Origin of the sequence: Aeromonas sp. sia0103, from assembly GCF_963895295.1 — a bacterium.
GTDB lineage: Bacteria > Pseudomonadota > Gammaproteobacteria > Enterobacterales > Aeromonadaceae > Aeromonas > Aeromonas encheleia.
This window is the reverse complement of sequence record NZ_CAWQKG010000044.1, coordinates 207,288-232,471: the sequence shown is the minus strand read 5'-3', so window position 1 is coordinate 232,471 and position 25,184 is coordinate 207,288. Positions and strand designations below refer to the sequence as shown.

Annotated in this window: 25 protein-coding genes and 4 tRNA genes; 11 read left to right on the top strand and 18 right to left on the bottom strand. The window is 61.9% G+C overall.

Annotated elements, in window-relative coordinates; all coding sequences use genetic code 11:
• Positions 1-182 precede the first annotated feature (182 nt).
• Both bfr and AACW18_RS15090 read right to left on the bottom strand, forming a co-directional pair.
• Positions 183-662, bottom strand: a complete 480-nt coding sequence (gene bfr, locus AACW18_RS15095) for a bacterioferritin (protein WP_042653177.1) — start codon at positions 660-662, stop codon at positions 183-185.
• Between the two features lie 144 nt (positions 663-806).
• Positions 807-1,013, bottom strand: coding sequence for a bacterioferritin-associated ferredoxin (locus AACW18_RS15090; protein WP_218389125.1), 207 nt, complete (start codon positions 1,011-1,013; stop codon positions 807-809).
• A gap of 138 nt (positions 1,014-1,151) precedes the next feature.
• On the opposite strand from AACW18_RS15090, the gene AACW18_RS15085 reads away from it, so the two are divergent.
• The 6 genes from AACW18_RS15085 to AACW18_RS15060 all read left to right on the top strand — a co-directional run bounded on the left by AACW18_RS15085 (position 1,152) and on the right by AACW18_RS15060 (position 8,018).
• Positions 1,152-1,466: an HlyU family transcriptional regulator gene (locus AACW18_RS15085; protein WP_218389124.1), complete on the top strand. Its 315-nt coding sequence runs from the start codon at positions 1,152-1,154 to the stop codon at positions 1,464-1,466.
• Entirely contained in the window at positions 1,463-3,535 is a 2,073-nt protein-coding gene (locus AACW18_RS15080) for a tRNA(Met) cytidine acetyltransferase TmcA (RefSeq protein WP_218389123.1), read from the top strand. Before AACW18_RS15085 ends, AACW18_RS15080 begins: the two co-directional genes overlap by 4 nt.
• A gap of 254 nt (positions 3,536-3,789) precedes the next feature.
• Complete coding sequence (gene coxB / locus AACW18_RS15075; RefSeq protein ID WP_256351898.1) at positions 3,790-4,974, top strand: cytochrome c oxidase subunit II; 1,185 nt, start codon at positions 3,790-3,792, stop codon at positions 4,972-4,974.
• A 9-nt stretch (positions 4,975-4,983) separates the two neighbouring features.
• On the top strand, positions 4,984-6,570 hold the full coding sequence (gene ctaD, locus AACW18_RS15070; RefSeq protein ID WP_033129467.1) for a cytochrome c oxidase subunit I: 1,587 nt from the start codon (positions 4,984-4,986) through the stop codon (positions 6,568-6,570).
• Between the two features lie 9 nt (positions 6,571-6,579).
• Entirely contained in the window at positions 6,580-7,134 is a 555-nt protein-coding gene (locus tag AACW18_RS15065) for a cytochrome c oxidase assembly protein (RefSeq protein WP_218389122.1), read from the top strand.
• 2 nt (positions 7,135-7,136) lie between these two features.
• The gene (locus AACW18_RS15060; protein ID WP_033129465.1) at positions 7,137-8,018 is read left to right on the top strand and encodes a cytochrome c oxidase subunit 3; all 882 of its coding nucleotides are present in this window, start codon (positions 7,137-7,139) and stop codon (positions 8,016-8,018) included.
• A gap of 3 nt (positions 8,019-8,021) precedes the next feature.
• Here the strand turns inward: AACW18_RS15060 and AACW18_RS15055 are convergent, their stop codons facing one another.
• Complete coding sequence (locus AACW18_RS15055) at positions 8,022-8,231, bottom strand: DUF2909 family protein (protein ID WP_033129464.1); 210 nt, start codon at positions 8,229-8,231, stop codon at positions 8,022-8,024.
• Between the two features lie 18 nt (positions 8,232-8,249).
• Here AACW18_RS15055 and AACW18_RS15050 point away from each other — a divergent pair, with 18 nt between their 5' ends.
• From AACW18_RS15050 to cyoE, 4 genes are all read left to right on the top strand, one after another.
• Complete coding sequence (locus AACW18_RS15050) at positions 8,250-8,975, top strand: SURF1 family protein (protein ID WP_445206811.1); 726 nt, start codon at positions 8,250-8,252, stop codon at positions 8,973-8,975.
• A complete protein-coding gene (locus AACW18_RS15045; RefSeq protein WP_218389121.1) occupies positions 8,972-9,460 on the top strand; it encodes a hypothetical protein in 489 nt (162 codons plus the stop codon). Before AACW18_RS15050 ends, AACW18_RS15045 begins: the two co-directional genes overlap by 4 nt.
• Positions 9,461-9,530: 70 nt before the next feature.
• Entirely contained in the window at positions 9,531-10,547 is a 1,017-nt protein-coding gene (locus AACW18_RS15040) for a COX15/CtaA family protein (protein WP_218389120.1), read from the top strand.
• Positions 10,544-11,449, top strand: coding sequence for a heme o synthase (gene cyoE, locus AACW18_RS15035; protein WP_218389119.1), 906 nt, complete (start codon positions 10,544-10,546; stop codon positions 11,447-11,449). Before AACW18_RS15040 ends, cyoE begins: the two co-directional genes overlap by 4 nt.
• 97 nt (positions 11,450-11,546) lie before the next feature.
• Here the strand turns inward: cyoE and AACW18_RS15030 are convergent, their stop codons facing one another.
• The 7 genes from AACW18_RS15030 to nhaC all read right to left on the bottom strand — a co-directional run bounded on the left by AACW18_RS15030 (position 11,547) and on the right by nhaC (position 19,644).
• Complete coding sequence (locus AACW18_RS15030) at positions 11,547-12,977, bottom strand: gamma-aminobutyraldehyde dehydrogenase (protein ID WP_218389118.1); 1,431 nt, start codon at positions 12,975-12,977, stop codon at positions 11,547-11,549.
• A gap of 28 nt (positions 12,978-13,005) precedes the next feature.
• Positions 13,006-13,839 carry an ABC transporter permease gene (locus AACW18_RS15025; RefSeq protein ID WP_218389117.1) on the bottom strand — a complete coding sequence of 278 codons (834 nt, stop codon included), beginning with the start codon at positions 13,837-13,839 and terminating at the stop codon, positions 13,006-13,008.
• Entirely contained in the window at positions 13,829-14,797 is a 969-nt protein-coding gene (locus AACW18_RS15020) for an ABC transporter permease (RefSeq protein ID WP_052445692.1), read from the bottom strand. Before AACW18_RS15020 ends, AACW18_RS15025 begins: the two co-directional genes overlap by 11 nt.
• Entirely contained in the window at positions 14,794-15,807 is a 1,014-nt protein-coding gene (locus AACW18_RS15015) for an ABC transporter ATP-binding protein (RefSeq protein ID WP_218389116.1), read from the bottom strand. Before AACW18_RS15015 ends, AACW18_RS15020 begins: the two co-directional genes overlap by 4 nt.
• A 68-nt stretch (positions 15,808-15,875) precedes the next feature.
• Positions 15,876-17,021, bottom strand: coding sequence for an ABC transporter substrate-binding protein (locus tag AACW18_RS15010; protein ID WP_218389115.1), 1,146 nt, complete (start codon positions 17,019-17,021; stop codon positions 15,876-15,878).
• Between the two features lie 186 nt (positions 17,022-17,207).
• Positions 17,208-18,131, bottom strand: a complete 924-nt coding sequence (locus AACW18_RS15005; RefSeq protein WP_033129455.1) for a LysR family transcriptional regulator — start codon at positions 18,129-18,131, stop codon at positions 17,208-17,210.
• A gap of 103 nt (positions 18,132-18,234) precedes the next feature.
• A complete protein-coding gene (gene nhaC, locus AACW18_RS15000) occupies positions 18,235-19,644 on the bottom strand; it encodes a Na+/H+ antiporter NhaC (protein ID WP_218389114.1) in 1,410 nt (469 codons plus the stop codon).
• A gap of 302 nt (positions 19,645-19,946) precedes the next feature.
• On the opposite strand from nhaC, the gene AACW18_RS14995 reads away from it, so the two are divergent.
• The gene (locus AACW18_RS14995) at positions 19,947-20,156 is read left to right on the top strand and encodes a hypothetical protein (protein ID WP_218389113.1); all 210 of its coding nucleotides are present in this window, start codon (positions 19,947-19,949) and stop codon (positions 20,154-20,156) included.
• On the opposite strand, the gene AACW18_RS14990 is transcribed toward AACW18_RS14995, so the two are convergent.
• The 8 genes from AACW18_RS14990 to rsmC all read right to left on the bottom strand — a co-directional run bounded on the left by AACW18_RS14990 (position 20,157) and on the right by rsmC (position 24,995).
• Positions 20,157-20,423, bottom strand: a complete 267-nt coding sequence (locus AACW18_RS14990; protein ID WP_218389112.1) for a late competence development ComFB family protein — start codon at positions 20,421-20,423, stop codon at positions 20,157-20,159. It lies immediately after the preceding gene.
• A 102-nt stretch (positions 20,424-20,525) separates the two neighbouring features.
• Positions 20,526-20,611, bottom strand: a tRNA-Leu gene (locus AACW18_RS14985).
• Positions 20,612-20,684: 73 nt separating this feature from the next.
• A tRNA-Leu gene (locus AACW18_RS14980) sits at positions 20,685-20,770 on the bottom strand.
• A 47-nt stretch (positions 20,771-20,817) separates the two neighbouring features.
• Positions 20,818-20,903, bottom strand: a tRNA-Leu gene (locus tag AACW18_RS14975).
• A 53-nt stretch (positions 20,904-20,956) separates the two neighbouring features.
• Positions 20,957-21,042, bottom strand: a tRNA-Leu gene (locus AACW18_RS14970).
• A 111-nt stretch (positions 21,043-21,153) separates the two neighbouring features.
• Positions 21,154-22,620: a glycogen synthase GlgA gene (gene glgA, locus AACW18_RS14965; RefSeq protein WP_218389111.1), complete on the bottom strand. Its 1,467-nt coding sequence runs from the start codon at positions 22,618-22,620 to the stop codon at positions 21,154-21,156.
• Complete coding sequence (gene glgC, locus AACW18_RS14960; RefSeq protein ID WP_042653160.1) at positions 22,610-23,827, bottom strand: glucose-1-phosphate adenylyltransferase; 1,218 nt, start codon at positions 23,825-23,827, stop codon at positions 22,610-22,612. Before glgC ends, glgA begins: the two co-directional genes overlap by 11 nt.
• A 139-nt stretch (positions 23,828-23,966) precedes the next feature.
• Positions 23,967-24,995: a 16S rRNA (guanine(1207)-N(2))-methyltransferase RsmC gene (gene rsmC, locus AACW18_RS14955; protein ID WP_218389110.1), complete on the bottom strand. Its 1,029-nt coding sequence runs from the start codon at positions 24,993-24,995 to the stop codon at positions 23,967-23,969.
• Between the last annotated feature and the right edge of the window lie 189 nt (positions 24,996-25,184).

The following is a 25,184-nucleotide window of genomic DNA, read 5'->3' as shown; positions in this document are numbered from 1 at the left end:
TTGTTATTGTGAACTCCCAAAGGGGTTCCAATAGTGCACCTCCGAGGATCGGTTTTTTGCGACTTGCTTAACAAAAATAACCTTGCTTTTCATATGTATAAGCGTGATGAAAAGCTATGCATGGGGAGCATAAAAAACCCGCCTCAGCGGGTTTTGGAGTCGTTTATTCATGCGATAACTATTCAGGATGTGCCCGAGTGGAGCTGTGATTGCTGATAGTTTTCCAGGCCGATGCGATCGATGAGATCGAGCTGGGTCTCCAGCCAGTCGACATGTTCCTCCTCGTCCTCCAGGATATCCTGAAACAGGTCGCGACTGACGTAGTCATGCACGGACTCGGCGTAGGTGATGGCCACCTTCAGGTCGGGGATGGCATCCATCTCCAGGGAAAGATCGCAGCGCAGCATCTCTTCCACTGTTTCGCCGATGCGCAGCTTGCCCAGATCCTGCAAGTTGGGCAGCCCCTCGAGAAACAGCACCCGCTTGACCAGCTCGTCGGCGTGTTTCATCTCGTCGATGGATTCATGGTATTCCTTGTGCCCGAGCCCCTTGAGGCCCCAGTCATCGTAGATACGGGCATGCAGGAAGTATTGGTTGATGGCAACCAGCTCATTGGCCAGCACCCTGTTCAGGTGGGCAATGATCTTGGGATCTCCTTTCATCGACATTACTCCTTATGTTCGTGCCTGCGGCGTCGATCACTAGAGCTTAGTCCAGAAAGATGACCATAAGAGGGCTGACGAATTGGCTCGCCTGAGGGTGCGGGGATCCCATGAGGGATCTGCGTAGAAAATCAAATCGCGGTATCAGGCCACTTCGTAATAGAGCGGTTCCTGATCCGATTCCACCTTGTCGAGTTCGGCGGCGATGATCTCCATGGTCGTACGTACACACTTGCCGCACTGGGCACCCACTTCCAGCGACTGTTTCAGTTGACGGAACTCGGTCTTGCCTGCCTGTACCGCCTTGCGGATCTGGGTATCTGTGATGCCGCGGCACAAACACACGTACATAATTCTGACCTCATGCTGGATTGAGATGAAATCTAAATGAGAACTGTTCGCAATGCAAATAACAATTAGGAATAAGCTCACCCGCTTGCCAGCCATTCGCCCCTTGGGGACAATGCTCCCATCAGAGAGGAAACTACCATGCTCAAGAAACTGTTTAGCACCCTGTTCAAAGGCCAACCGACACCGGTTGTCGAGGTGACCCCGACCGAATACGCCGGTTATCTCATCTACCCCGAGCCCATGGCGGAAGTGGGCCAGTACCGGCTGGCGGGCCGCATCACCAAGGAGGTGGATGGCGCCCTGCTGACCCACCGCTTCATCCGCTCCGATCTGTTCGCGAGCCCGGCCGATGCCGAGCGTTTCATGGTGCAGAAGGCGCATACCTTCATCGATCAGATGGGGGAGCGCATGTTCGAGCCCCGCGTCAAATCCGGCGACCACGGCGCCTCATGACCCCCGCCGAGTCGAGTACCCTGCGCCGGGCGCTTGCCCATGGTGGCGAGCGGCGTCTGATCTGGCTGGAAGGGGTGGAGGCGGATTGCATTGCCCGGGCCGAGCCCCTGCTCGGGGAGGCTGTCTTCTGGCTGGGGGAGGGGCCTGAGCGGTACGCCCCCTTGCCGGCCGCCAAGGCGTTGCAGCGGCTGGGTCAGGAGTGCGACACGCTCGTGCTAAACGCATTCAGCGGTTTTCATCCCGATGCCTTCGGCGCCTTGGCCGGCACGCTGCGCGCCGGCGGTCTGCTGTTGCTGCTGACACCGCCCCGGGCGCAGTGGCCCACTTATCCGGATCCGGACCGGCTGCGGCTGGTGGCCCAGCCGGAGGATGCGGGCCGGGCGGGGCACGGCTTTATCGCCCGGCTGGTGCGGTTGCTGGCGGGGGATCCTGCGCTCTCCCTGAGCCCGCCGACCGGGGTGGAACCCTGGCAACCCCTGGGACCCGGCCGGCCACTCAGTGCCGATCAGGCTCATGCCCTGCCCGCGATCCACAAGGTGTTGCATGGTCATCGTGGCCGCCCGTTGGTGCTCAGCGCCGACCGTGGCCGCGGCAAGAGCGCCCTGCTCGGTCTCGCCGCCGCCGACTTGCTGCGTCAGGATCCCGCCCTGCAGATAGTGGTGACGGCCCCGTCCCAGGCCACGGTCGCGACCCTGTTTGCCCATGCCGCCGAGGCGCTGGCGAGCACGCCGGAGCGGCTGGCCGGGCTGAGCTATGTATCACCGGACCGGTTGGTACAGGGGGATCTTCAGCCGGCGCTGCTGCTGGTGGACGAGGCGGCCGCCATCCCGACCCCGCTGCTGGAGGCCATGCTGGCTCGCCACAGCCGCATCGTCTTCGCGACCACGGAGCACGGCTATGAGGGCACGGGACGCGGCTTTCATCTGCGTTTCAAGCGGGTACTGGATCGGCAGACCCCGGATTGGCAGGAGCTACACCTGGCCGAACCCATTCGCTGGAGCCAGCACGATCCGCTGGAGCCACTGGTGTTCCGCCTGCTCGGCCTCAATGCCGAGGTCCTGTCACCACCGCCCCCGACGGCGCCAGGCTGGCGGCAGATCGGGCAAGACAAGCTGGCGGAGGATGAGGCGCTGCTCGATCAGGTATTCGGCCTGCTGGTGCTGGCCCACTACCAGACCAGCCCGAGCGATCTCAGATCCCTGCTGGAGAGCCCGGATCTCGACATCCACCTGCTGGAGCAAGAGCAGAGCCTGCTCGGGGTCGCGCTGGTGGCACGGGAAGGCAACATAGCGCCGGCGCTGGCCCGCGATATCTGGGCCGGGCGGCGACGACCCCGGGGTCATTTGTTGCCCCAGTCCCTGCTCGCCCACGCCGGGTTCACCACGGCGGGCGAGCGCAGCTATGCCAGGGTGATGCGCATCGCCATCCATCCGCTGCTGCATCGCCACGGGCTGGGCTCCTTGCTGCTGGGCAAGCTGGAGACACATTACCGCGCACTGGGGCTCGACTATCTGGGCTCCGCCTTTTCCGCCAGTGCCGACTTGCTCCCCTTCTGGCGCAAGGCGGGGCTGAGGGTGCTGCGCATCGGCCTGCAACGGGATGCGGCCAGCGGCAGCCATGCTGCCCTGCTGCTCAAGCCGCTGAAAACGGCGCTGGAGCCGGAGCTGACCGGATGGCGGCGGCGCTTCGTGCGTCAGTTGCCGACCCTGCTGGCGGGAGAGCTCAGGGGGCTGGACACCGAGCTGATCTGGCAGTGCCTGAGCGGGGATATGGTCACCGATGTGGCCGAGCCGGATGAGTTTGAGCACCAGGAGCTGATGTGCTTTGCCCATCATCACAAGCCGTTCGAGCTGTGTCAGTCCAGCCTGCAACGCTGGCTGGCTGCCCGGGTGGCCGCACTGGATGAGCTGGTGCCCGACGAGCGCCGGCTGCTGATCGCCAGCATCTGGCAATATGCCCCCTGGTCTGAGCTGGCCAGGGCGCTGAAACTGGCGGGCAAGCCTGCCCTGATCAAATCCCTGAGGACCCTGGTGGCCCGGTTGCTGGACGGGGGCGAGGACAGGGGCTGAGGCAGGAGGGGACGGCCCGGGTCGGCAAACCGGCATGGTGAGTCAGCATAGATAAACAAGGGGCGCCATGCGCCCCTTGTTTATCTGCCACTCTTCAGGAGCGCGGCTCACCATCGGATTCGATGAAAATCGCTCTGATGAGTCCATCTTGATCGGCCTCATTTTGGCTTTTTCGGAATATGGACTAATACTTGATTGTGAAAGTGATTTTAATAAATGCATTATTTTCAGATGGTTAGTTATGTCAGCGGTTAATGCTCACCATCTTTTCTAGCGTGCACAGGGAGTGCCATGTGGGAAAAAATGCAATTAACCATGGCGCATGGCTGATATGTCTCGCTGGCGGCAGTGTTTCCGCCAGCGAAATAACATTCAACATGACGCGCGGGGCCACCGCTATCAGTCAGCGGGTCTATGACCTGCACATGACCATCTTCTATATCTGCTGTCTGATCGGGCTGCTCGTGTTCGGGGCCATGCTCTGGTCCATCATCCATCATCGGAAATCCCGTGGCGCCAAGGCCGCCCAATTCCATGAGAGCACCCGTATCGAATTGCTATGGACCGCCATCCCCGTGCTGATATTGGTGGCGATGGCCGCCCCGGCCACCTCGACCCTGTTGAAGATGGAAGATACCTCCAAGGCCGACTTGACCGTGCTCATCACGGGATCCCAATGGAAGTGGCATTACAAGTATCTCGAGCACCCGGTGGAGTTTTATTCCCTGCTGGCCACCAGCAAGAAACAGATCTCGGGTGAGCAGCCCAAGAGCGACACCTATTTGCTGGAGGTCGACCACCCCCTGGTATTGCCCGTCGGCAAGAAAATCAGATTCCTGATGACCTCGGATGATGTCATTCATTCCTGGTGGGTGCCCGCCTTCGCGGTGAAGAAGGATGCCAACCCGGGCTACATCAATGAGTCCTGGACCAGGATAGACAGACCCGGCACCTATCGGGGGCAGTGTGCTGAGCTATGCGGCAAGGATCATGGCTTCATGCCCATAGTGGTGGTGGCAAAACCGGCCGAAGAGTTTGATGGCTGGATTGCCAAGACTGCAGATGATCAGGCCGCCGCCAAGGCCCAGCAGCAAGACCTGGTCAGCCAAACCATGACTCTGCCGCAGGCCATGGAGTTGGGGGAGAAGGTATTCCTGGGTCACTGCGCCGCCTGCCATCAGCCCGCGGGTACCGGCTTGCCCGGCATCTTCCCCGCGCTGAAGGGCAGCAAGATCACCACCCTGGCCGAGAACCGGGCCCAGCACCTGAACCTGGTCCTGCATGGCAAGAGCGGGACTGCGATGCAGCCCTTCGGCAAGCAGCTCACGGTCCAGGAGCTTGCCGCCGTGGTGACCTATGAACGCAATGCCTGGGGCAACAATACCGGTGACCTCATTCAGGCTGCCGATGTGCAGTCCCTTCTGAAAAATGACAAGTGAGGAGCCGGCATGAGTGATGGAATCACGGATACCCTGCACGCAGACCACTCCCACCGGCCGGCATCGGGGCTGAGGCGCTGGCTCTATACCACGAACCACAAAGATATCGGCACCCTCTACCTGCTCTTCGCCCTGGCCATGTTCTTCACCGGCGGCACCATGGCCATGGTGATCCGGGCCGAGCTGTTCCAGCCTGGGCTGCAACTGGTCGAGCCGCTGTTCTTCAATCAGATGACCACTGTGCATGGCCTCATCATGGTCTTTGGTGCCGTGATGCCGGCCTTCACCGGCCTGGCCAACTGGTTGATCCCCATGATGATCGGGGCGCCGGACATGGCGCTGCCCCGGATGAACAACTGGAGTTTCTGGATCCTGCCGTTTGCCTTCCTGATCCTGCTGTCGAGCCTGTTCATGGAGGGCGGCGGCCCCAGTTCGGGCTGGACCTTCTATGCCCCCTTGTCGACCAAATACAGCGGCAACAGCACGGCGCTGTTCGTCTTCGCCATCCATATCATGGGGATCTCATCCATCATGGGGGCCATCAACGTCATCGTCACCATCTTCAATCTGCGGGCGCCGGGCATGGGCTGGATGAAGATGCCGCTGTTTGTCTGGACCTGGCTGATCACGGCCTTCCTGCTCATTGCGGTCATGCCGGTACTGGCGGCGGCGGTGACCATGGTGCTGACGGACAAGTATTTTGGTACCAGCTTCTTCGATGCGGCCGGAGGAGGGGATCCGGTGATGTTCCAGCACATATTCTGGTTCTTTGGCCATCCGGAGGTGTACATCATGATACTGCCGGCCTTTGGCATCGTATCCAGCATCATTCCCACCTTCTCCCGCAAGAAACTGTTCGGCTATCGCTCCATGGTCTATGCCACCAGCAGCATAGCGTTGCTGTCCTTCATGGTCTGGGCTCACCACATGTTCACGACTGGGCTGCCCGTGGTCGCCGAACTGTTCTTCATGTACGCCACCATGTTGATCGCGGTGCCGACCGGGGTGAAGGTATTTAACTGGGTTGCCACCATGTGGCGGGGTTCCCTGACGTTCGAGACCCCCATGCTGTTTGCCATCGCCTTCATTACCCTGTTCACCATAGGGGGCTTCTCGGGGTTGATGCTGGCTATGATCCCGGCCGATTTCCAATATCACGACACCTATTTTGTCGTGGCCCATTTTCATTATGTGCTGGTCACCGGCGCCGTCTTTTCTATCCTGGCCGCGGCTTATTACTGGTTGCCGAAGTGGACGGGGCACATGTATGACGAGCGGCTGGGGCAGTGGCATTTCTGGTGCTCGCTGATCTCGGTCAACATGCTGTTCTTCCCCATGCACTTCGTCGGGCTGGCGGGCATGCCCCGCCGGATCCCCGACTATGCGTTGCAATTTGCTGATTTCAATATGTTTATCAGTATTGGTGGCTTTGCCTTCGGGTTGTCGCAACTGCTCTTCGTCTGGGGCGTGATCAGATGTATCAGGGGGGGAAAGCCAGCCACAGCCCAGGTGTGGGAGGGGGCGGAAGGGCTGGAGTGGACCTTGCCCTCTCCCCCGCCTTACCACAGTTTCAAGACCCCACCAGAAGTGCAGTAGGGAGGACATATGACACAAGTGAATCACGGCCCCCTGCTCAGGAAACTGGCTTTGGTGATCGTCGTTATGTTCGGCTTTGCCTTTGCCTTGGTGCCACTCTATGACGTCTTTTGCCGGATCACCGGCCTCAATGGCAAGACAGCCGCCCAGCCGGCCTCGGCCGAGCGTGCGGTGATCGACTCCAAACGTACCGTCCAGGTCGAGTTTCTGGCTCATGCAGACACTCAGATGCCCTGGCAATTCAGCGAGGAGACGAAGCGGCTATCGGTGCGACCGGGCGAGATGATGCAGGTCAACTATCGGGTGTTCAATCCGACCGACCGTACCATGATCGGTCAGGCTGTGCCCTCGGTCTCCCCCGGCCCTGCCGCGGCCTATTTGAAGAAGGTGGAATGTTTCTGTTTTAACCGTCAGGAGCTGCAGGCGGGGGAGAGCAAGTCGATGCCGCTCAAGTTCTATATCGATCCGGCCCTGCCCGAAGATATCAACACCATCACGCTCTCCTATTCGCTCTATGACATCACTCAGTCCAAGCCGGCCCCGGCGCTCGCACAGAGGAAATAATCATGGCCAAGGTGAACCAGCATTATTATGTTCCTGAGCAGAGTCGCTGGCCGATCATAGGTGCCATGGCGCTGTTCCTCCTGGCCTTCGGGGCGGGCCATCTGGTCAATGAAATCGCGAGCAAGCAAGCCGGCGTGGGCCCCTATCTGATGACGGCGGGGGTTGCCCTGCTGGTATACATGCTGTTTGGCTGGTTTCGCCACATCATCCACGAGTCCATGACAGGGTTGTACAGCGCCCAGATGGATCGCTCCTTCCGACAGGGCATGGTCTGGTTCATCTTCTCCGAGGTGATGTTCTTCCTGGCATTTTTCGGGGTGCTGTTTTATGCCCGCCAGCTCGCCATGCCCTGGCTGGATGGGGCAGGCAACAAGGCGATGACGGCCCAGCTGCTGTGGCCGGATTTCTCGGCGCACTGGCCCATGCTCAAGACGCCGGGAGGCACCACGACCCAGGCCATGCCCTGGCATGGGATCCCCCTCGTCAACACCCTGATCCTGCTCAGCTCCTCCGTCACCCTGCTGTTCGCACATATGGGATTGGAGAATGGCAAACGCAGTCGACTCAAGTGGATGTTGCTCGGTACCGTATTGCTCGGGCTGAGCTTCCTGTGGCTGCAAGGTTATGAATACATTCATGCATACCGGGAGCTGGGCCTGAAGTTTGACTCTGGCATCTACGGCAATACCTTCTTCATACTGACCGGCTTCCACGGCCTGCATGTCACCCTGGGGACTGTGTTCCTCCTGATCATCTGGCTGCGGATAGTGCTGAAGGATCACTTCACCGCCGAGCGTCACTTCGCTTTCCAGGCCGCCGCCTGGTACTGGCACTTCGTTGACGTGGTCTGGCTCTGCCTCTTCGTATTTGTCTACCTGCTATGAGGCTTAATAGGGGCGAGGATTGGGCTCCAGCCAGCCCATCGCCAGCGAGAGCAGCAGGATTACGACCACCAGCAGGGAGAGCAGCACGCGGCGACCCAGTGGGGCCGACATTTTCTGCCCGGCCTGGCCGGTACTCAGCATCAGCCAGAGGGCGTGAAACAGCTGCCCGATGATGAGCAGCAACATGAGCACCAGCACTATCTTGATCAACATGTTAGGGCCCTCCACAAGATGCGCGACATGGCGACATGGCATAAGCAGCGACCGTTCCATCACAGGCGCTGGTTTGTTCTGATATTCACTCTGGTTGTGTCGGCCTGTTTGTGCAAGCTGGCCCTCTGGCAATGGCAGCGGGCGGCCGAGAAGGAGGCCTGGCTAGGGCACGTGGCTACAATGCAGTTGGCCGATCCCTTGACGCTGGCGGAACTCGACTGGCGTCATCCTGATCGCCTCGATGGGATGCCACTGCGGGGGCGGGTGGCGTGGGTCGCTCCCTATGTGTGGCTGCTGGACAATCAGCTGGTTGAGCAGCAAGTCGGCTATGACGTGATCATCCCGGTGCGTGCCGATGCCCACTCTCCCCTGCTGTTGGTCAATCTGGGCTGGCTGCCGGCCCCTGCCGAGCGGCAACGGCTGCCACAGCCGGCGATTCCCCCCACCCTCGAACTCGATGGCCTGCTGCGTATCCGGCCCGGTGGCATCTTGCTGGGTCAGAACATCGAGGCTGGCCCCTATCCGAACCGGCTGCAGTCCATCAGGGTGGATGCCCTGAGCCAGATCCTGGGCTCGCAGCTCGTCGATGCCGTGTTCTATCAGAAGAGTTCCCCGTTCCTCTATCACTACCAACAGAATGTCATGCCGCCGGAGAAGCACAGGGCGTATGCGCTGCAGTGGCTCGGACTGGCGCTGGTGATGCTGGTGGGCGGGCTGGTGCTGACAAGGAGGTTGTCCCCATGAACAGATGGTCAAGATGGAAGGTGCCTGCCCTCTTTGCGCTGGTGATCCTGCTGCCGGTGTTGTTGGCGGCGCTGATCCTGCGCCAGGGCTGGTATGAGCCCGGTACCCGCAGCAAGGGGCAGTGGCTGAGCCGGGACATCTATCTGTTGCAACCGCTTCCCTCGAGTCAGGTCAAATGGCGACTGGTGTACCTGGAGGCCGGGCGCTGTGAGGCCGAATGCCGGCAGGTGCCGGTCTTGATGCAGCGGATCCGGAGTGCCCTTGGCCGCAACCTGGACAAGCTGGCGCTGGTGCAACTGGCCGCCGAGTCCGGACCCGAGGCCCGCGCCGAGATGCAAGCGGGGGATCTGATGCTGGTCGACCCGCAGGGGTTGGCCATACTGCGCTATGAGGTGCCGGCCAGCACGACCGAGTGGCCGCTGTTTGGCAAGGGCGTGCTGTCGGATCTGCAGCAGTTGCTCAAGTATCAGCGAGGTGTGCAATGAAAGCGCACATGAGGCCTGTGTTGTGTGTCATGTCGCCATTATCCGGATGCAGGCGTCAGCGAGGTGCCGTATGAAGATACAGAAGCAGCTGGCATCGATCGCCATCGCGCTGGCGGTGCTGGTCATCGTGCTCGGGGCCTATACCCGACTGACGGATGCCGGGCTGGCCTGCCCCGATTGGCCCGGCTGTTACGGCTCCCTGACAGTCCCCCAGTCCGCACATATGGAGCGGGCGGCCCAGCTCTACCCGGACACGCCGCTGGAGCCCCACAAGGCGCGCAGCGAGATGGTGCACCGCTACTTCGCCGGTGTGCTGGGTGGTGTGATTGCGCTGCTGTTCGTGCTGAGCTGGCGCGCAGGCGGCCGTCTGCGTCGCCTCTCGGGGGCTTTGCTGGTGCTGGTAGTTGGGCAGGCGGCGCTGGGCATGTGGACTGTGACGCTGGCGCTGCACCCTCTGGTGGTGACCATCCACCTGCTGGGTGGGTTCGCCATCCTGACCCTGCTCTGGCTCTATCGGACCGAGCTTGCGCGCTCCCCCGCGAACCCGCCCGTCTGCCGCGGTCAGGGCTTGCCCAGGCTCGGCAATGCGGCCTGCGGCGTGCTGCTGGTGCAGATAGCGCTGGGTGGCTGGACGTCGGCGAACTATGCGGCGATGGCCTGCGTCGAGCTGCCTCTCTGCCAGGGGAGCTGGCAGGCGCAATTGAACTGGGAGGAGGCCTTTCATCTGCCACTCGGCCACGCCAGCTATGAGTTCGGGGTGCTGAGCAAGGAGGCGCGCCAGACCATACATATCGCCCATCGTCTGGGGGCCCTTGCCACCGCCCTTCTGGTGGGGGGCTTTGCCCTCGCCCTGATCCGCCAGGGAGCCCCGTTGCGCTTCCTGGGGGGGCTCTTGCTGACCCTGCTGCTGGTGCAAATTGCCTTGGGGCTGGCGAACGTCCACCTGGCCCTGCCGTTGGCGAATGCACTCGCGCACAACCTGGTGGCGGCGCACCTGCTGGTGTGTTGTGTGCTGGCCCGTGGGCGGCTCTCTCGTCCCCGGCCTTCCCTTTCGCTGTCGCCCGAGGCGATCAGGAGTCAGACATGAACAGCAAGCCCTTGGCTCACTTCATCGATCCCCGACTGCTGCGGGACTATTACCAGCTGACCAAGCCCAGGGTGGTGGCCTTGCTGTTGCTGACGGCCTGGGTCGGCATGCTGCTGGCCGAGCCGACGGTCGCTTCGCTGGATCGCATGATGCTGGGCCTGGTGGGAATCGGGTTATTGGCGGCAGCGGCGGCGGCCATGAACCATACCCTGGATCGCGGCATCGACGCCCAGATGCGCAGGACGCGCTGGCGCCCGGTCGCCAGAGGGCGGATCGGGTCGCGGCAGGCGATGACCTTTGCACTCTGGCTGGCCCTGCTGGGCTTTGTCCTGCTCTATTGGGGAGTGAACCCGCTGACCGCCTGGCTGACCCTGGCCAGCCTGTTTGGTTACGCGGTGGTTTACACCCTGTTGCTGAAGCGGGCCACGCCGCAGAACATTGTCATCGGCGGGCTGGCGGGGGCCATGCCGCCTCTGCTGGGCTGGACCAGCATCACAGGGCAGCTCTCGGCCGAGCCCTGGCTGCTGGTGATGATCGTCTTCGCCTGGACGCCGCCCCACTTCTGGTCGCTGGCGATCCACAGGCGCGATGAGTATGCCGGTGCCAACATTCCCATGTTGCCGGTCACCCACGGCATAGAGTTTACCAAGACGGCGATCCTGTTCTACCTGCTGATCCTGAGCCTGATCTGCCTGCTGCCCTACCTGATCGGCATGTCGGGCCTGCTCTACCTGATCGGCAGCCTGGCACTGAACCTGCTGTTCTGCTGGCACGCATGGCTATTGAAGTTTGCGGACCGGCCCGGCCAGGCGATGCGCACCTTCCGCTTCTCCATCTACCACCTGATGCTGCTGTTCGGCCTGCTGATCCTGGATCATCACTGGCTATGGCGACTGTCATAAGGAGTGGAGGTTGTGTCTGGGGGATGTCGGGCTGAGGTGAGGATTGGAATGCGGATCCATGCAGCAAGGCTGGCCCCGGGGCCAGCCTTGTCGTTTGTCAGAGCTTGACCATGATGTGGCGCGGCACAGTGTAGTCCTCCAGCGCGTAGAGGGAGAGATCCTTGCCGTAGCCGGACATCTTCATGCCGCCGTGGGGCATCTCTGAGCAGAGCATGAAGTGGGTGTTGATCCAGGTGCAGCCATATTGCAGGTGGCTGGCCACCTTGCTGGCGAGGCCGAGATCCCGGGTCCAGACCGAGGAGGCAAGGCCATAGTCCGAGTCGTTGGCCCACTGTACCACCTGCTCGGCGTCGTTGAAGCGGGTCACCGAGACCACGGGGCCGAACACCTCGCGTCGCACTATCTCATCCTCCTGGCGGGCGCCGACGATCAGGGTCGGCTCGAAGAAGAAGCCGTTGCCGGGGCGGATCTTGCCGCCAGCCGTGACCTCCACATGGCCGCTGCTCACCGCCCGCTCCACGAAGCTGGCGACTCTGTTGCGCTGCCGGTCCGAGATGAGTGGCCCCATCTCCACCCCTTCCTCGCGCTGGCTGCCCACCCTGATGGAGGCCACGGCCTCGGTCATGGTGGTGACGAACTTGTCGTAGATCTTGCCCTGGGCATAGATACGGCAGGCGGCGGTGCAGTCCTGACCGGCGTTGTAGAAGCCGAAGGTGCGAATGCCCGCCACCACGGCCTCCAGATCCGCGTCGTCGAAGATGATGACAGGCGCCTTGCCCCCCAGCTCAAGGTGGGTGCGCTTCATGGTGCGGGCGGCACTCTGCAGTATCTTCTGGCCGGTGGCGATATCGCCGGTCAGCGACACCATGCGCACCAGCGGGTGCTCCACCAGCGGCGCCCCCACGCTCTCGCCCCGGCCACAGATGACGTTGATGACGCCGCGGGGGAAGATCTCGCTGGCGAGCTCGGCCAGGCGCAGGGCGGTGAGCGGGGTCTGCTCCGAGGGCTTGAGCACCACGGTATTGCCGGCGGCTAGTACCGGCGCCATCTTCCAGGCGGCCATCATCAGCGGGTAATTCCAGGGGGCTATGCTGCCCACCACGCCGATGGGATCCCGGCGGATCATGCTGGTGTGGCCCTCTATGTACTCCCCGGCCAGCGGCCCCTGCAGGCAGCGGGCCGCCCCGGCGAAGAAGCGGAAGCAGTCCACCACCGCCGGCAGCTCGTCATTGAGCACCGCCATATAGGGCTTGCCGCAGTTGAGAGATTCGAGCGCCGCGAACTCCTCGGCGTGACGCTCTATGGCATCGGCGAGGCGCAGCAGCAGGTTGCTGCGCTGGGCCGGGGTGGTGCGGCTCCACTGGGCGAAGGCGCGCTGGGCCCCGTTCACCGCCCGGCTGACCTGCTCGAACGAGGCTTCAGGCACCGAGGCGAGCAGCTCGCCGGTGGCCGGGTTGAGGATGGGCTCGGCCTGGCCATCACCGGTGACAAACTGGCCGTCGATCAAGAGTTGGGTAGAGAGCTTCATGTTGCATCCTTGCGCAGGCGTTGAGTCATCACTTGCCACTGCCGGCGACGTCCTGGCCGTCGCGGGTGAGGTAGTAGGCAAGCAGAATGGGGATAGTGGTGAAGGCCACTATGATGAGTGCCACCACGTTGGTGACGGGCCGATCGCGGGGGCGGATCAGCTCCTGATACATCCAGATGGGCAGCGTGGTCTGCTGGCCCGCGGTGAAGGTGGTGACTATCACCTCGTCAAAGCTGAGCGCGAACGCCAGCATACCCCCCGCCAGCAGGGCGGTGGCGAGGTTGGGCAGGATCACATAACGCAGGGTCTGGAAGCCGTCGGCGCCGAGATCCATCGAGGCCTCGATCAGCGACTGGTTGGTGCGGCGAAAGCGCGCCAGGGCGTTGTTATAGACCACCACCACGCAGAAGGTGGCGTGACCGATGACGATGGTCCAGAAGCTGAACGGGATCTCCAGCAGGCCGTAGGCGGAGCGCAGTGCGATGCCGGTGACGATACCGGGCAGGGCGATGGGCAGCACCAGCAAGAGCGACACCGCCTCCTGGCCGAAGAAGCGGCTGCGGGCGATGGCCCCCGCCGCCAGGGTGCCGAGCACCATGGCGGCCAGGGTCGCGAGCCCCGCCACCTCCAGCGACAGCTGGATGGCGCGCCACACATCGGGTCTGTTTAGCGTCACCTCGAACCACTTCAGGGTCAGCCCAGGCGGTGGAAACTGGTAGCTCTTGCTCTCGCTGGTGAAGGCGTAGAGGAAGATAAACAGGATGGGGATATGCAGGAACAGCAGCCCGCCGATGGCGGCGTACTTGAGCAGGCCGGAGGGGCGCTGACCCTGATCCTGATTCATAGAGGGATTAGAGTGCATCAAAAGCCCCCAAGCGTTTCGCGATGGTGAGGTAGATGGCGATGATCAGGATAGGCACCAGCGAGAAGGCGGCGGCGAACGGCAGGTTGCCCGCCGTGCCCTGCTGCATGTAGACCACCTGCCCTATGTACATGGTTGAGTTGCCTATGATGCCGGGGATGATGTAGTCCCCGAGCGTCAGGGAGAAGGTGAAGATGGAACCCGCCACCACCCCCGGCAATGCCAGCGGCAGGATCAGGGTGCGAAAGGTCTGCGCCGGGGTGGCGCCGAGATCGCTGCTCGCCTCGATCAGGGAGCGCGGGATCCGCTCCACCGCCGCCTGGATCGGCAGGATCATGAAGGGCAGCCAGACATAGACGAAGACGATGAAGGTGCCGAGCCGCGAGAACGACAGGGAGGGGCCGCCGATCATGGGCAGTGAGAGGATGCCGTCCAGCAGCCAGTCCAACCCCAGGCTGTCCGCCAGCCAGCTGATGACCCCCTCCTTGGCCAGGATCAGCTTCCAGGCATAGACCCGCACCAGGTAGCTGGACCAGAGCGGCAGCATGATGCCGAGATAGAACAGGGCCCGGGTCTTGCCGCTGGTGTAGCGCGCCATGTAGTAGGCGATGGGAAAGCCGAGCAGGGCGCAGGCCAGGGTTACGGCAAGCGACATGCCGGCGGTGCGGGCGATGACGTCCAAGTTTTCTGCCCGCAGCAGGGCGACGAAGTTTTGCAGCCCCAGCTCGTGGCGCACCTGGCCGCTGAACTCGTCCAGCCCGAAGAAGGCGTTGGAGAGCAGCATCAGCAGGGAGCCCACATAGATGATGCCGAGCCAGAGCAGGGGTGGGCCGAGCAGTATCCCCAGCAGCAGGCCGGGGCGGCCGTACAGCAGGGTGGAGAGGCGCCGCAGCGGGCGGGGTCTGGTGTGGGTGGTGGCGTGGCTCATGGTCAGGCTCGCACTGTGGGGGAGGCTCATGATTGAGCCCCCGTTTCGGCGGTGCTCAGGCGATGGATCGCCTGCTCCGGCCAGCTGAGGCTGACTTGGGCGCCACGGGCCAGGCGGGCCTGACCCTCGTTGGGGTGATTGACGATGATCTCGAGCCGTTCCCCCAGGTCGACTCTATAGCGCACGAAGGCACCCAGGTATTCCACCTCACGGATCTCGCCGGACCAGCCGGGGCTGCCGGCCTCGCTCAGCCGGATCCGCTCCGGGCGCACCATCATCTGCTGACTGTCGCCGCACAGCCGCCTGGCCTGCTCCCCCTCGAACAGGTTGACGGTGCCGACGAAGCGGGCGACGAAGGGGGTGGCGGGGGCGTCGTAGACCTGATCCGGGGCGGCGATCTGCTCGATCCTGCCCTGGCTGAAGATGCAGATGCGGTCGCTCATGGAGAGCGCCTCCTGCTGATCGTGGGTGACGAAGATGAAGGTGATGCCGAGCTGGCGCTGCAGCGCCTTGAGCTCGAGCTGCATCTGCTCGCGCAGCTTGAGATCCAACGCCCCCAGCGGCTCGTCCAGCAGCAGGATGCGCGGTTGATTGATGAGGGCACGGGCGATGGCGATGCGCTGGCGCTGACCGCCTGAGAGCTGGCCCGGCCTGCGGTTGCCGACGCCGGGCAGGCGCACCAGCTCCAGCATCTCGTCCACCTTGCGATGGCGCTCCGCCTTGGGCACGCCCCTGATCATCAGGCCGTAGCCGATGTTGTCGCGCACATCCATGTTGGGGAAGAGGGCGTAGTCCTGGAAGACGGTATTGAGGTTGCGATCGTAGGGCGGCACCCGGGAGCAGGGCTCGCCGAACAGGCGGATCTCCCCCGCGCTCGGGTATTCGAAGCCGGCGATCATCCGCAGGCAGGTGGTCTTGCCGGAACCGCTTGGGCCCAGCAGGGTAAAGAATTCACCGGAGGGGATCTGGAAGGAGATGTCGTCGACCGCCTTCACCTCGCCGTAGTGGCGGCTGACCCGGTCAAATTGTACGGCTGTCATGGTACATCCTTGTCATCGAACAGGGCCGGGTCTCCACCCGGCCCACAACGGCGTTGTCTCGGCGGGACTCAGCGACCGCCCAGAATGGCGATATAGTCAGACACCCAGCGATAGTAGGGCACGCAAGTCCCCTGGCTCTTGCACTGGGAGACGGGGGTACGCCAGAAGTGCACCCGGTCGAAGTTCTCTATGCCGTTGGTCTTGCAGCCCTCTTTGCCCAGCAGGGCATTGCCCTCGCAGGCGGCGGGCACCACGGGCACAGAGCCGAACCAGGAGGCGAGATCCCCCTGCAGCTTGTTGTTGAGGGAGTGCTCCAGCCACTGGTAGGCGCAGGTCAGGTTCTTGGCCTCGCTGTGCACCATGCTGGTGTCGGCCCAGCCGGTGACCCCTTCCTTGGGTACAGTGGTGGCGATGGGCTGCTTGTCGGCGATCAGGGTGTTGGCCTGGAACGGCCAGGAGTCCGAGGCGACCACCCCCTCGTTCTTGAAGTCATCGATCTGGACGAAGGCGTCGTGCCAGTAGCGGCCGACCAGCTGACGCTGCTTGCGCAGCAGCTCGAGGGAGGCCTTGTACTGATCCTCGTTCAGCTCGTAGGGGTCCTTGATCCCCAACGCCGGCTGGTGGGTCATCAGATAGAGGGCGGCATCGGCGATGTGGATGGGGCCGTCGAACGCCTGCACCCGACCCTTGTTGGACTTGCCGTCCGGCAGGGTCTGCTCCTCGAACACCAGGCTCCAGGAGTCTGGCGCCTTGGGGAACACCTTGGTGTTGTACATCAGGATGTTGCCGCCCCACTGGTAGGGCACGCCGTAGTGCTTGCCTTCCACCGTGTGCCAGGGGGCGCTCTGCAGGCGGGGATCTATCTTGCCATAGCTCGGGATGAGCGCCAGGTTGAGCGCTTGCACCTTGCCGCCGGCGATGAGGCGCAGGCTGGCGTCGCCGGAGGCGGTCACCAGATCGAAGCCCCCCTCGTTCATCAGGGCCACCATCTCGTCCGAGGTGGCGGCCGTCTTGACGCTGACCTTGCAGCCGGTCTCCTTCTCGAAGCCGGTGACCCAGTCGTAGTTCTTGTCGGTCTCGCCGCGCTCGACATAGCCGGCCCAGGCCACGATGTTGAGCTGGCCTTCACCCTTGCCGAGTTCGGTCGGGGCGGCCTGGGTCTGGCCTGCCAGCAGCGCCGGGATCAGGGCCAGGGTCAGGGGGGTCAGTTTCATCTTGCTCTCCTTGCATCAACTTGAACCATGGCGATGCCACGATGGCATTAACATCCTGTTAACCAGTCATGAGCGTAGGAGAAGCGAGCAGTAATGAGAATTTCAATTTTTAATCGCCCAGGTATCTACTAAATCGATATCGAGTGCATATGAATCTGAATTTTCGTGGCGTTCGGGGGGATGCTCCTAGCGGGAGGCCGTCTGGCGGGCCCGCAGCCGGCTCTGATCCCGCACTATGTCGATGAATTCACGGGCGGTCCAACTCAGGTGTGAGCCGCGCCGCCACACCAGGCCGATGTCGATGGCGGGGATGGGTTCCTTGATGGCGCGGGCCTCGACCCGCTCCTGTTCCAGCGACCAGGGGCGGTAGGCGAAGTCCGGCAGCAGAGCGGCGCCGAGCTGGCTGGCCACCAGGCTGCGCACCGCCTCCACCGAGGCGGTGCGCAGCACTATGCGGGGCTGGATGCCGTAGCGGCGCAGGCCAGAGCCGATGATCTGATCCAGCTGATCGGCGGTGAGGGAGATCATGGGCTCCTCGCTCAGCGCCTTGAGGGAGAGGGTCGATTCGGCGCAGAGGGGGTGATTGGCGGCGAGCCAGAGCCGCAGCGGCGAGCGGGTCAGCAGCTCGGTATCGAACGCCTCCTGACGGATGGTGCGGTTGGTCATCAGGATCCCCACGTCCACCTCGCCGTTGACGATCTGATGCTCGAGAAACGGCTGCTCGTCCTCCTTCACCTCGATGCGCACCGCCGGGAAGGCGCGCCGGAAGCGGCCGAGCGCCTCCGACAGGTAGTAACCGGCTACCAGCGTGGTTACCCCTATGGTGAGCTGGCCCTGATCCTGCTGTGCCACCGCCTTGAGGGACTGGCCCGCCTCCGTCATGGCGCCCAGGATGCGTCTGGCATGGAGCAGGAACTGGTGACCCTGGGCGGTGAGGCTGACGCCACGGGGGTTGCGCTCGAACAGGGCGGCGCCGAGCTCGGTCTCCAGCTCGCGGATGGCGCTGGTGACCGCCGACTGGGAGATGTGCAGCTCGGCGGCGGCGCGGCTCACCGAGAAGCTGTCGGCCACGGCCACGAAATAGCGGATCTGGCGAAAGGTAAAGTTCATCTGGGCATCCTGCCACGAGCGACGAGGTTGGTTGCCAGCTTAACCTCGAATCCCGTCCAAACAAAAGGCGCCCGCAGGCGCCTTTGTCATTGTTTTTGAATGCTTAGCGAGAACTGGCCGCCTCGATCACCGGGATCCGGTTCACCGCCTTGCCCAGGTAGGCGAGGGTGATGGTCACCAGGATGCAGGTGAAGCTGAGCCACATGTAGGGCAGGTAATCCAGGGTCGCCACCCCCAGCACCCCGGCCATGAAGATGCCGTTGTCGCTCCAGGGCACCATGCCGCAGGTGAGGGTGCCACCGAACTCGGCGTTGCGGGAGAGGTTCTTGCGCTCCAGCCCCAGCCGGTCGTAGTTCTTGGCCATGATCTTGGGGGTCAGGATCAGCGACACATACATGGCCGAGCCGAACACGTTGGCCAGGAAGGCGGTGGCTATGGTGTGGCTGGTCAGGCTGCCGACGCTGTTGATGCGCTTCTCGAAGGCGCTGGCGATCACCGCCAGGATGCCGACCTTCTCCAGCAGGCCGCCGAAGCCCAGCCCGAAGATGATGACCGCCACCGAGCCCAGCATGGACTCCATGCCGCCGCGGCCCAGGATGTTGTCGATGAAGTCGACCCCCGAGGTGATGGCGAACGGGCTGTAGGCGGAGTGCATGGCCTTGACCGGATCCATGTCCTGGAAGGCGATGGCCCAGACCAGGCCGAGCAGGGCGCCGAAGCTGATCACCGGGAAGGCGGGCTTGCGGTTGGCCAGCAGCCCCAGCACCAGTATCACGGGCACTATGGCCAGCGGGGTGATGTTGAACTGCTTGTCGAGCGCCTCCATCACCAGGTTGACCTGCTCCAGGCTGACGTTGCCCGAGTACTGCATGCCGACCACGGTGAACAGGGCCGCCGTGATGACATAGGAGAACAGGCTGATGGGCAGCATGCCCTTGATGTGCTCCACCACGTCGACGTTGGACATGGTGGAGGCCAGCACCACGGAGTCGGAGAGTGGGGAGAGCTTGTCACCAAAATAGACGCCGGAGAGTACGGCACCGGCCACCAGTGGTGCAGGCACGCCCAGGCTGTGGCCTATGCCCATCATGGCGATGCCGGCGGTGGCCGCCGAGCCCCAGGAGGTGCCGGTGGCAAGGGAGGTGAGGGAGCAGATGATCAGGGTCGCCAGCAGGAAGATGGACGGGTGTATCACCTTGAGCCCGAAGTAGATGATGCTGGGGACTATGCCGCCCGCGATCCAGGTGCCGACCAGGGCACCGACGGAGACCAGTATCAGGATGGCGCCCATGCCCTTGGCGACACCGTCGACGGCGGCCTGCTCCAAGGATTTGTAATCATGGCCGAGCCGGATGCCGAGTCCCATGATGACGAACCAGGCGATGAACAGTGCCAACTGGATTGGCAAGTCGAGCACGCTGGTGAAGGAGAAGGCCAGGGCCAGGAAAATGGCCAGGCAGGCAAACACCTGTGGCATGTTAGGCAGTCGAATGTGGTTATGTTGGTTTTGCATAGATACTTCCTAAACTCTTGCTCGCCAAGGTCGCTCCCTCTCGTCCTGTGGATACTTGTATCCCGAGGGGGCAACCCAAAAAGAGGCCGCAATCTACCACAAACTCAGGGTCTAAAATCCCAACACATTTAGCAAAAATGCAGTTTTGATTGAAAAACTTACAAATTAGTTGATCTCATGACCCGTTTTTGAGTGCCCTGTTTGCCCCGATGAGACATCCGACGCCGATAGAAAAGTCCGATAGCACTATGCTAAAATACAAATGATAATCGTTATCGAATGATGCGAAAGGGATGTTCACCATGATCTGGATAGTGAGGTGCCTGCTGTTGGCGGGCTTGCTGGCGGTACTGGGCTGGGGTCAGGACAAGGCGTACGGGGTGTGGAGCCTGGGCTTTGTGCTGGCGGCCTGGGTCATGTTGGAACCCAAACTGAGGCCGGTGCTGATCCTGCTGCCAGTCGCCGGCATGACCGGGGTCGTGGCCTTGCTCTGGCAGCAGTCCTGGTCCTAGTCAGCGAGAGGGGACTGCCTGGATTTTTTCGTGCGCCTGCTGAAGCGAGGCGATGACCTTCTGCTCCATCTCGGCACGCTGGGCCTCGGTCATGAAGTAGATCATGTCGACGTTGTGGCGGATGTAGTGAGAGGGGAGCTGGTTCAGGGTCAGGCAGCAGAGATCGGCCAGCTGGTGGGAGCTCAGCGTCTGACTCAGTCCCTGTTTCTCTATCTCCTTGAGCACCAGCTGCTCATAGAAGTTGTGAATGTCGGTATCCAGGATCATCGGGCGTCCTTGTTGATGGTGTTGGACTAGCAAGAGCATAGCCACGGCGAGGCCAAAAACAAAAGGCCCATCACTTGCGTGATGGGCCTTTTGCATAATAGATGGTGCGAAGAGAGGGACTCGAACCCTCACATCCGTGGGACACTAACACCTGAAGCTAGCGCGTCTACCAATTCCGCCACCTTCGCACACTGTTTTTTTCTCCAGCTTATTTTTAAATGCGGTTGGAACGCATCGCTCTGTTTTTACATGTCAGAATCATGGTGCGAAGAGAGGGACTCGAACCCTCACACCCGGGGGGCACTAACACCTGAAGCTAGCGCGTCTACCAATTCCGCCACCTTCGCACATCTTGGGTTATCAGTCTGGATTTACATGCTGTCCGATAAAAGCATGGTGCGAAGAGAGGGACTCGAACCCTCACATCCGTGGGACACTAACACCTGAAGCTAGCGCGTCTACCAATTCCGCCACCTTCGCACATTGGGTCATCAATCTTATTTTACATGCCACCGATGAAGCATGTTGCAGTATGGTGCGAAGAGAGGGACTCGAACCCTCACATCCGTGGGACACTAACACCTGAAGCTAGCGCGTCTACCAATTCCGCCACCTTCGCATCACTGCGGTGGGGGATTTTATAGAGTTTTGGGGGGGCGTCAACAGCCAAAGGTGACTTTTTTCGCTGTTGACGGGTAAAGCCGTGTTAAGGGCACAAAACTTCAGCAAATCAGCGTCGAACAGGGGCCAGTGCATCCCGGTACATCTGTTCGTACTGGGTCACCGAGTCCGCCCAGTTGAAGCGGGTGTGCATGGCATTGCGTTGCACCTGGGCGAAACGCACGGGATCCTGCAGGTAATGGAGCAGGCTGCGGCGCATGGCATCGAGCAGGGTGCTGGCGGTGGGATCGTTGAAGCAGAAACCGGTGGCCAGTGCAGGATCGGCCGCCCAGTCCACCACTGTGTCTTTCAGGCCGCCGACCGCCCGCACCAGCGGCAGGGTGCCGTAGGCGAGGCTGTACATCTGGTTGAGACCACAGGGCTCGAACAGGGAGGGCATCAGGAAGAAGTCGGCACCGGCCTCCACCAGGTGGGCCAACCGATCATCATAGGCGTTGATGAAGGCGAACTTGTCCGGGTGTTGCGCGGCTATGGCTTGCAGCTGGGCGGCGAGGGAGGGATCACCAGAACCCACGATCACCATCTGCACCTGGTGTTGCAGGAACTTGTCCAGGGTCGGGATCAGCAGGTGCACCCCTTTCTGCTCGGTCAGGCGGCACACCATGCCATAGATGGGCAGCTCGGCGACGGGCAGGCCGGTCTCCTGCTGCAGGGTCTGCTTGCAGACGGCTTTGCCGGCGAGGTTGTCGCCATCATAGGTGGCGGGCAGCAGCTCATCGAACGCCGGATCCCAATCCTGATAGTCGCAGCCGTTGAGGATGCCGCGCAGGTCGGCCGCCCGCTGCTGGAACACACTGGCCATGCCATGGGCACCCAGGTGGGTCAGCAGCTCGCTGGCGTAATTGGGGCTGACCGCATTGATCTTGTCGGCATAGAGCACCCCGCACTTGAGCAGGTTGATGTGACCGTAGTCGTAGCTGATGCGCTGCTCGTAGTCGGTGATCTCGGGCACGGCCCAGAACTGCGGGCGATCGAACACTCCCTGAAAGGCCGCATTATGGATGCTGATCACCGAGCGGGTGTGCTGGAAGAAGGGATTATGGGCGTGCCGGGTCTTGAGCAGCAGCGGCAGCAGGCCGGTATGCCAGTCGTTGCAGTGTGCTATGTCGGGGGCGAAGTCGAGCTGCTCGCAGGCGTGCAGGGCCGCCGCCGCCAGGAAGGCGAAACGCTCGCCGTTGTCGGGATAGGCCTGGTTGTTCTCGGCATAGAGCTGGGGCCGCTCGAAATATTGCGGGCAGTCGAGCAGATAGACACAGATCCCGTCCAGCTCCAGCTGATAGATGCGGTAGCTGATGTCGGCCCGATCCGGCGGCGTCGGCAGCCAGCGCGAGGCGATCAGCTTGGCCTCGTCCCGGCGCTTGAGTGTCTTGTAGAAGGGCAGGATGATACGGACGTCGTGGCCCTGCCGGGCCAGATACAGTGGCAGGGCTCTGGCCACATCCGCCAGGCCCCCGGTCTTCACCAGCCCCTCAACCTCCGAGGCAACAAACAGGATTTTCAGTGGGTTAATAGCCAACTCTTGCTCCCTTAGGTACCACGACGATACCGCCTTCGGATACGGTAAACCTCTCTCGATCATGGTCCAGATTCTCACCGATCACGGTGCCGGGTGCAATTTCAACGTTTTTATCGATGATGGCGCGCCGAATTGAGCAGCCCTCACCTATCTTCACATCCCCCAACAGCACGGATTCGCTGATGTGGCTGCAGGGCCCTATGTTGCAGCTGAACCCCAGGATGGAGCGCTGGATCTGGCTGCCCTGGATGAAACAACCGCCGGCGATCAGGGAGTTGGCGATCTTGACCTTGCACTCATCGGTGTCGATGAAGGTGGCGGGCGGCAGGGGCGGATAATGGGTGTGCAGCGGCCACTTGCGGTTGTAGAGCGAGAAGGGAGCGTCGTCGGCGACCAGGTCCATGTGCGCCTGCCAATAAGAGTCAAGCGTGCCCACGTCACGCCAGTAGACATTGGGCTTCTCGCCCGGGATCACGTTGGTGCTGTAGTCGTAGACATAGACAGGGGTGCGCGGGTAGAGGCTGGGGATGATGTCCTTGCCGAAGTCGTGGCTGGAGTTCTCCTCGGCGGCATCCCGCTTCAGCTCGCGGTAGAGGGTCTCGGTTTCGAAGATGTAGTTGCCCATGGAGACCAGGGCCTGGCTCGGATCCCCGGGGATGTGCTTGGGATGTTTGGGCTTCTCTTCGAAGCCGATCATCCGCCCCTCCTGATCCACCTCGATCACCCCGAAGGCGCTCGCCTCCGCGATGGGCATGCGCAGCGCCGCCACCGTCATGGCGGCAGCCTTCTGCTTGTGGAAGGTGACCATCTGGCTCACGTCCATCTTGTAGATGTGATCGGAGCCAAAGATGCAGACATGCTCGGGATCCGAGGTCTCGATGAAGCGCAGGTTCTGATAGATGGCGTCTGCCGTGCCGTCATACCAGCGCTTGCCCATTCGCATCTGGGCCGGAATGGGGTCGATGAAGCGGTCGGTGATGCCGACGATGTTCCAGCCCTTCTTCATGTGCAGGTAGAGGGACTGGGACTTGAACTGGGTGAGCACATAGATGCGCAGGAAGTCGGCGTTGACGAAGTTGTTGAGGACGAAGTCGATCAAGCGATAACTGCCGCCAAAGGGCACAGAAGGCTTGCTGCGAGTGGTGGTCAACGGCTGGAGGCGAGTGCCTTCTCCCCCCGCCAGAATCATGGTCAATATGCCTGCCATCTTCTCTATCTCCCTGCTTGAAAAGGTTTTCAACTTGCTGCAAAAAAACACCCCTAAAGGGGTGGAAATCGTTTTCCTGATACCTTATCAGATCCCATCTGGCACTCTCTACTGGTTTTATTACAACAGTTAGACTTATTTACGCTTTGCCCAGATACACCCTGAATTTGGCATCGCTGCCGATCACCTCGGTCCGTTTGAAGTGCGTATCCAGTATAGGTTGGTATCGCAGGAAGGCATTGGCGACTATGGTCAGGGAGCCGTTGGCGGTCAGGAAGGCCGGTGCCTCGGCCAGGAAGGTTTCGGTGGCGGCATAGAAGGTCTTGAGCCCGGCATGGAAGGGGGGATTCGAGACGATATGTTGGAATTTTTCGGCAATATTCGAATAGACATCGGAGGCATAGACTTGTCCCTGCAGGCCGTTGACGGCCAGGGTACGGCGGCTGGATTCCAGCGCAAGGGCACTGATGTCCACCATGCTGACGCTCAACTCGGGATTGCGCTTGGCCAGCACCGAGCCGATGACGCCGGCACCACAGCCGAAGTCGAGCAGCTTGCCCCGCATGGGGGGCAGGCTGGCCAGCAGCATCTGGCTGCCGAGATCCAGCCCGTCGGCGCTGAACACCCCGGGCAGGGCCATGACGGTCAGATCCGTTGCCCCGGCCCGGCACTCATAGCGACTGAACCAGGCGTCCAGCTCGAACGGGGCGACCGGCTTGCTCAGTTCGGCATGATAGAGGGAGCAGCGGCGGGCGGAGTCCCGTTTGATGGGCCGGTCACCATAGGGCGCCAGCAGCTTGTCGGCCCCGTTGATGCCGCCTCTGTTCTCGCCCGCCAGCAGCAGATCGGCACCCGCCTCCAGCAAGGGGGTCATCATGGCCAGCAGGTACTGCGCCTCGGCCTTGGCCTTGGGCATCAGCAGCAGCAGGGCATCGAAGCGGGGAGCGCCGCCGAGCTGGTGATCGAACAGGATGTCGTCACCCAGGGCGGCCTGCTGGCTGAGGTAGTAGCAATAATCCGTCGTGAAGACCGTCAGGCTAGCGGCCAGTTCGGCCAGCTGGCGAGGATAGTCATCCTCCAGGGCGCCGCAGATCAACAGCCGCTTGCCGACAAAGAGGGCTTGGTTACGTTCCAGCATCTGGCTGACGGCACTGATAGGACGGCTCATTGGGTCTCTCCACGCAATTTTGGGCGGCCATTATACATGGCCGCTTTCGCCTTGACATTTATGCCGTGTTCCCGAAATATGCCAAGACACCTTATTTACCCAGAGATGATGCAATGCGGCTGCGCGTATCGAAACGAAAGCATAAACAAAGCCTGACCCCCGGGCCTGCTGACGTGCGCGCGTAACCTC